The sequence below is a fragment of the Arthrobacter sp. P1_B4 genome, from assembly GCF_056406555.1.
Window position 1 is genome coordinate 1 of record NZ_JBFTZW010000123.1, and the last position, 6,581, is coordinate 6,581.

Sequence of the window (6,581 nt, forward strand, 5' to 3'; positions counted from 1 at the left end):
CAACGCCCTCTAGAGATGAGCAGCCATCGCGGATTCTCTCAATCCATTTACCGCTCTTCGCCGGCGCCGGCCGACGTCGCATCCCAGATGGCCACGGTGGCCCAGGGAGCCAGACGGGTAACCCGTGGGCCCGTCAATCCATGGATGCTCCGTCGTAAACTCCCTAGCCGCCCGGTAAGGGAAGCACCCGCCGTTCGACCCGATCCACAGCCGCTAAACGATTGTGCCAGGCCCGCTGCTGCAGAACTGGCCGAACCAAAACTATCTTTTGAACTCGATTCGGACCGAGTTGTCGTCCGGGAGCACTATCACTGTTCCATCCCGCGGTGTCCAGCCGTCATGCAGGAAGAAGAAACGTCCGCCGCTGAGCACCAGCAGGCGCAGACCGCTGTAACGGTAGAGGGCTGTTTCCCCGCTACCCACTTTCATCTCCTTGACGGCATCCGTGCCGATTCCTAGCGGCTTGAGTGAGTAGACCTCCGCCCGGGGCATGTACTGGACTCCCTGCTCGAAATTCACTGCCAGCCGACGACCCAGCGCCTGGGCATAGTCAGCCGTGCCCCAGAAGAGCAACAGTGTCACGATGCTAAGGACCAGCGTGGTTTCCACCGCCCGCTGTTCCGTGGTGAGCGCTGGTCGTTTGGCGTCCCGGCCCAGACGGCGGAGGCGCACGCACCACGTGGCCACGAGCACGCCCAGGGCCATCAAGTACGGCGTATACAGCGCCGTCCGTGCAGGCTCAACGATGGCCAGAAGTAGACTGACGCCGACCACGAGCCCACTGGCCAGGGCGGCAATGCCGGCGGCTCGGACGATGACCGCACGGCCGCTGCCCTCCTCGATGCGGCGGCGCAGCCAGCGGTCCAGGGCCACCCAGACGACGCTGACGACCAGGAGGCAGACCAGCGGCAGAAAGAGCGCGTTGATGCTGATCAGGATGTAGTCCTGCACAGCGTATCCGAACAGGCTCACATCCAGACCCATCTGCGCTGCCTGGGCTTCCGCACGTGCCCAGCCGAAGTAGAACAGCAGCGCCGTCGCCACCGTGACCGGCGGGCCGATGGCCGAAACCACACCAAGGGCGCGGGACCACGACGAACGCTCGTCACCGTGGGCTTCCGTCATGGGATGTTGCCCGGCGCCGCTTGGAGGCACGTGTTCTGGTCCACCGCGTATGCGAAGGACGCCGTTCCCTTCACCGAAAGTTTGGCCTTGGCGACAGTGACGTCCACCGTGGCCGGCGCTCCCTGCACGGGAGTCGGTGCTTTGAAGTAGAAGTCCCCCAATGGGTAGCTGTCGCCGGGGGGACTCGCACGACGCCCCACCTTGGCCGTCGTCGTGCCGACGTTGACCTCACTGATGCTGTTAGCGGGGAGGCCGCCCAGAGTTCCACCCAGGAGGATGATGTCGCCCGGACAGACGGAATCGGACGGGCGGCCCACGACACTAAGGTCTTTGAGCTCTGGCGGGCAGGCAGTGCCGGGGAGGGGTGCAAGCTTGAACGGCACATCCGGCTTCTGCCGTCTGAAAGCAGCCACATCGCGCAGCACTTCGTAGGCTTTTACGGACCAGCAATCGGAATTCGGCAGTTTTGGCGGCTGCATCGTGTCCAAAGCCGCTGCACCCTCTTCCCACGCAGCCTTTTGGCCCTTCAGGCCCAGGCACAGCTTTCGCGCCACTCGCTCCACGGTGACGGGGGGATCGTCGGAATCCGGAACGACACCGCAGTTCCGGTCCTTTAGTCCCGCGTACCAGACCGGATCGTCTCGGCCTACCGGGCCGATCGGCAGCCAGTCGAGTACGGCGGTCTCCTGCGCGGGAGGCTTACCAGGCGCCGGCGGACCAGGCGGCTGMGCGGGAGGCTGACCCGGCGCCGGCGGACCGGGCGGCTGCGCGGGAGGCTGACCCGGCGCCGGCGGACCGGGCGGCTGCGCGGGAGGCTTACCCGGGGCCGGCGGATCCGGCGCCGGCTGACCCGATGCTGGTTGACCCGGTGCTTGCTGACCGGGGGCTGGCTGACCGGGCAGCTGGCCTTTGGAAGGCGGCGCGGGCTGTTGTCCCGGAGCCGGACGCTGCGCCTGGTTGCGGCCGTCACCGGTGCCGTCACTAGATCCGTTCGAGCCGCCCGATCCTCCAGTCGCCGTCCCGCTAGGGGCAGCTGCCCCGGCCGACGTGTCCGCGCCGGCATCCGCTGAAGTGCCGGGCGCGCTGTAAGCCGAGCCGCGGTCGCTGTTAGTCGTCACGCACGCAGAGAGAAGCAAAGATAAGATCAGCACCCAGAGAAAGTTGAATGGACGCCGGCGGCTGCAAGAGTGCATCGTGCATCAGCACTATCTCGGTCTGTGGGCCGCTGAGCACCTGTGGCGGGGGAATCTTTCGTGTCCTGCGCCCTCCATGGCCGGAATGGAAGCCAACGGGACTGAGCTAGGACGGGCTTCGGGATGGGCCAGCAAAACTGACATGTCTTTCACCTCGCAAGGCATCGTGGCTCGCAAAGCCAGGGGCCATAAGCATCAGATAATTCACTTGAATTGCTATTCGCAAGGCATCGCTGCTGCACGTCCCCACCAACAGTGTCCGGATGTGGCGTTACTGCGACGTTACAGCTATACGTTGGGCAGGACCTTGCAGGGGTACGCGACCAGTGGAATGCTCTTGTCCGCTGGTCTTCGTCACGGGATGACGCCCGGGGTCTGCCGGCATTCATTCTGATCAGCTGCGTACTCGAAAGAAGCAGATCCCTTCACCACCCAATCGGCGTCGGCGATACTGACGTCAGCCGTGGTCGGGTCCCCTGCGCTAAGGGGCGGCGCCAGGAAGTAAAACTCAAGGGGGTAGTCATTATTCGTGGAGCTCTGCCGCTGGCGTACAGGCGCCGTTGTTGTTCCCACCTTAACCGAACGAACGGTGCCAACGGGGAGGCCGGTGACATTCCCCAGCAGGACGATCACAGAGCCGGGACACACCAGGGAAGGCGGCGAAATGCCGCCGTCGTCCTCGAGGCCCTTGAGTTCAGGAGCGCAGGCGGTCCCGGGGCGGGGAGCAAGTTTCACGAGCGCATTTGGCTTCTGCTTCCGGGAAGCGGCGACATTGCCGAGCACATGGTAGGCGGTTACGGACCAGCAGTCGTCCGAAGGTGGCGGCGGCATCGTGTCCAGGGCAGAGACCACTTTCTGCCAGGCAACCTGGTCGCCTTTCAAACCTAGACAGAGTGTCTTTGCCGCTGCTTGCATGGTGTCAAAAGGTTCGGAATACCCGTCGAGCGACTGGCAGTCCAGGTCCTTCAGGTCCACGTACCAGACCGGGTCTCCCCGCCCAACCGGGCCTATCGGCAACCATTCGAGTACTACGGTCTCCGGTGCGGATGGCTGGTTGGGGGCAGGCGGTCCCGGCGGCGGAGCGGGCAGCTGGCCGGGGGCCTCGGGGGCTTTCGTCCGAGTAGTGGGCTGGCCTGGCACGGGCAGCGGTTGTTGACCAGGACCCGGGCCTTGCGGCTGACTTCGCACGCCGCCAGGGCCAGAGCCGCCGGGCCCTTCGGACGCTCCACTGGCTTGGCTCTTGTCCGTGTCGTCAGTGGGCCGATTCGACGGCGGGGTGTTCTGCCCATTGCCTACAGTAGCGACGGGACTGCTGGAAAACGAGTCGCCGCGGTCGCCGCCTGCCGTCATACACGCAGACAGAAGCCACGACAGAACCACCGCCCAGACGAAGACGGTTAGGTGGCCACGGCTATGGGCGTTCATCTCGCACCATCGTTGTTATCACCGGCGGGAAGGCTCCTGCTTTCGAAGGACTTGGGACATATTTTCCTCCAGTTCGCGCACCTGATCCAGTTCCATGGAGCCCATACGGGATCCCTGGAGCCGCACACCCAGCGGCGCCACCGGCGGATCCGGAAAAGTGCAAAAACCATGTCAACCTCCCGGCGTGGCTAAAGATGGTGGCCGGGGGTTACCCGAAGGCGCAGGGGACAAATGGCGGAGCCTCCTGCGGTCTCTACCGTGACCACCAAGAAATCCCGGGCTGGCAAGGACGGGACCCGTACGTCTATCACCGTAGGGCTTGGCCTGCCCACAATGGCCCCCTGCTTGACCACCAATGCACCGGATGACTGCCGGAAAAACACCTTCACGGGGGCAAAATGAAAGTTGGAGCCGTGCAGTGTTATCGACTCGCCCAATTGGGCTTCTTGTGTTGACAAGAACGGCTTAGCAAATTCCGGCTTAGGCGGTTCAATGTGGAAGGTGGCGCTGGCAGTAGCAGTGCCTGCGACCGTGTGGACGGAGACTGGCACGTCCGCCCCCTCTTCCCCTGGGGCCACGAGTCCTTGGGGTACGACAGCCATCAATTTATGAGCCGCAAGGGGCTCGCGCACGGTCGCCTCCTGGCGGCCGAAGAACACCTGCGGGGTACCGGTGTCGAGATTCCGCCCGAACAGCGTAACCGCCGTGCCAGGCCACCCGCTCACTTGATTGAAGGGCGGATCACCGWATTGGGGAGGTTCGGAGAGGAGGATGCGGAAGGCGGTCCCGGCGACGGCGGTACCCGCGCGTGTCTCTACCTTGACCCGTACATCCGCAACCGGTTCCCCGGGATGGACAAGCCCCTCGGGCACGAGGGCAGTCAAGGATGTCGCGGTAGGGTGCCCGACCACTATCGCTGTCTGGTGGCCGAAGAACACTTGGGTCCTACCCGCATTGAAGTTCCGCCCGCACAGCGCGACGGGCCTGCCGGGCCACCCGCTCACCGGGTCGAAGGCCGGATCGGCGAACGCCGGAGGCTCGGCCAGCACCCGGAATGGGGTCGCCGCGGCGGCGGTGCCGACGGCGGTCTGGACGCTGACGGGGACGTCCGCCCCCGGCTCCCCGGAGACGAGAAGCCCCTCGGGCACGGCAACCGTCAGGGTCCCGGAGGCGGGGGGCGCGAGGAGCGCCGCCTCCGCCGCACTGAAGAACACCCGCGGGATGCCGACATTGAAATTCCGCCCAGAGAGAATCACGGGGGTGCCCTGCGCCCCGTCGTCCGGGGTGAACTGCGCCGCCGGCGGATCGGCGAACGCCGGGACGAACGACGCCGGGTCCGCCCACGGCTGCACCGCCTCGCCCTCACTTTCGGCCACTACCCACGTAAAGTAGCCCTCGCGGCCGGGGTCGTTGTTCCGGATCCCCAGCGTCCACGTCTCCTCGGTCGCCCGGTCGAACCCCACCACGACGCCCGTGACGGTCCCGGCCCCCGGAACGCCAGCTTGCAGGACCTGGAACGCATCCCCCACGAAACCGGTTCCCCCGCCCTCGGGGCGTGTGGCCCGGAACACCGGCTGCGTCGTCGCCGTTACCGCCACGGCCGGACCCTGCCCTGCCCGCACGAACAACGACGGCGCCACCGTGCCGCCGACCATCGCTACCCGCAGGAACATCATCCGCGCGTAGATCCCGGCAAACTCCGGTAACGCTTCCCCCGCCAGCTGGGCAAAGCCGGCATCCACCCGCCCTGCGACGGGCGCAGCCAGTGGCGCCACCGGCGGATCCGGAAACAGTGCAAAAACCATGTCAGCTCCTCCTCCTAACCCACAGCGTGGTTGATGGTGATGAGTTCTGYGCTGGCGCTGCTTCCGAACTGGTTCCGGACGATGATCCGGGCCCGTTTTTGCGCTTCAGGGCCAAGGCTTGGCGCTGTCACCCTGATGCGGGTCGCTGTCGGCGGCTCAAGGAGGACGGCCGGGACCGGGGCCTGGCCCTCCACACTGAATGTGACAGTCACTGGAGAACCGTCGAAATCCTGGCCGTTCAGCGTAACCTCTGCGCCGACCTCGACAGCTGAGGGGCTGAAATCCTCAAGGTCCGGCGTAGGCGGAGCCACCAGAATCCGAAGCGCCTGGGCGCACGTGACGGAACCTCCTGCGGTCGTCACCGTAACCGATATTTTACCGATGGGGCCGAGTACGAAGACACCCGTCGGTATCCGCACGGTCATTTCGGTGGCGCTGGGTCGCCCGAGGACTTCCCCAGGAACAGGAAGGCGAGAATCATCATCAAAAAACTCCAATGCACGGAACTCAACCGTCACAGGAGCAAAGTGGAAATTCCGACCGTGCAGCAGAAGCTTCCTCCCGAGAAGAGCTGGTTCGGGTGCAAAAGGCGGAGCGGCGAAGGCAGGTGCCGGCGGCACAGCATGAAAAACACCGGAGGCTACGGCGGTGCCGGCGGCGGTTTCGACGCTGACGGGCAAGTCTGCGCCCGGCTGCCCGGGATTGACTAAACCATCGGGCGCCGACACGGTCAGAGCACCCGGTGCCGGAGGGGCCAGCAGTGCCGCCGGAACGGTACCGAACGTTACCCTGGGCATGCCAATGTGGAAATTCCTTCCGGACAGCGTCACCGACGTCCCGGACGCGCCGCCCGCCGGAGTGAAGGACGGGTCCGCGAACGCCGGGATAAACGATCCGGGGTCCACCCAAGGCTGGACCGTCTCGGCCTCGCTGTCGGCCACCACCCAGGTGAAGTGCCGCTCCGCAGACGGGTCGTTGTTCCGGATCCCCAGCGTCCACGTCTCCTCAGTCGCCCGGTCAAACCCCACCACGA

The 6,581-nt window shown here is 65.4% G+C and carries 5 protein-coding genes; all 5 read right to left on the reverse strand.

All coding sequences use genetic code 11. The annotated features are described in order from the left end of the window. Nucleotides 1-261: 261 nt before the first annotated feature. The gene (locus AC1D1W_RS19215; RefSeq protein ID WP_243178788.1) at nt 262-1,125 is read right to left on the reverse strand and encodes a hypothetical protein; all 864 of its coding nucleotides are present in this window, start codon (nt 1,123-1,125) and stop codon (nt 262-264) included. After that, nucleotides 1,122-1,679: a hypothetical protein gene (locus tag AC1D1W_RS19220; protein ID WP_243178790.1), complete on the reverse strand. Its 558-nt coding sequence runs from the start codon at nt 1,677-1,679 to the stop codon at nt 1,122-1,124. The genes AC1D1W_RS19215 and AC1D1W_RS19220 overlap by 4 nt, the downstream gene beginning before the upstream one ends. A gap of 993 nt (nt 1,680-2,672) precedes the next feature. Beyond that, nucleotides 2,673-3,293, reverse strand: a complete 621-nt coding sequence (locus AC1D1W_RS19225; RefSeq protein ID WP_243178792.1) for a hypothetical protein — start codon at nt 3,291-3,293, stop codon at nt 2,673-2,675. A 638-nt stretch (nt 3,294-3,931) separates the two neighbouring features. Next, nucleotides 3,932-5,548 (reverse strand): IPT/TIG domain-containing protein, encoded by a 1,617-nt coding sequence (locus AC1D1W_RS19230; protein ID WP_476944525.1) that lies wholly within the window; start codon nt 5,546-5,548, stop codon nt 3,932-3,934. A gap of 14 nt (nt 5,549-5,562) precedes the next feature. Further along, nucleotides 5,563-6,581 (reverse strand): hypothetical protein (locus AC1D1W_RS19235; RefSeq protein ID WP_476944526.1); only part of this gene is annotated, 1,019 nt, incomplete at its 5' end.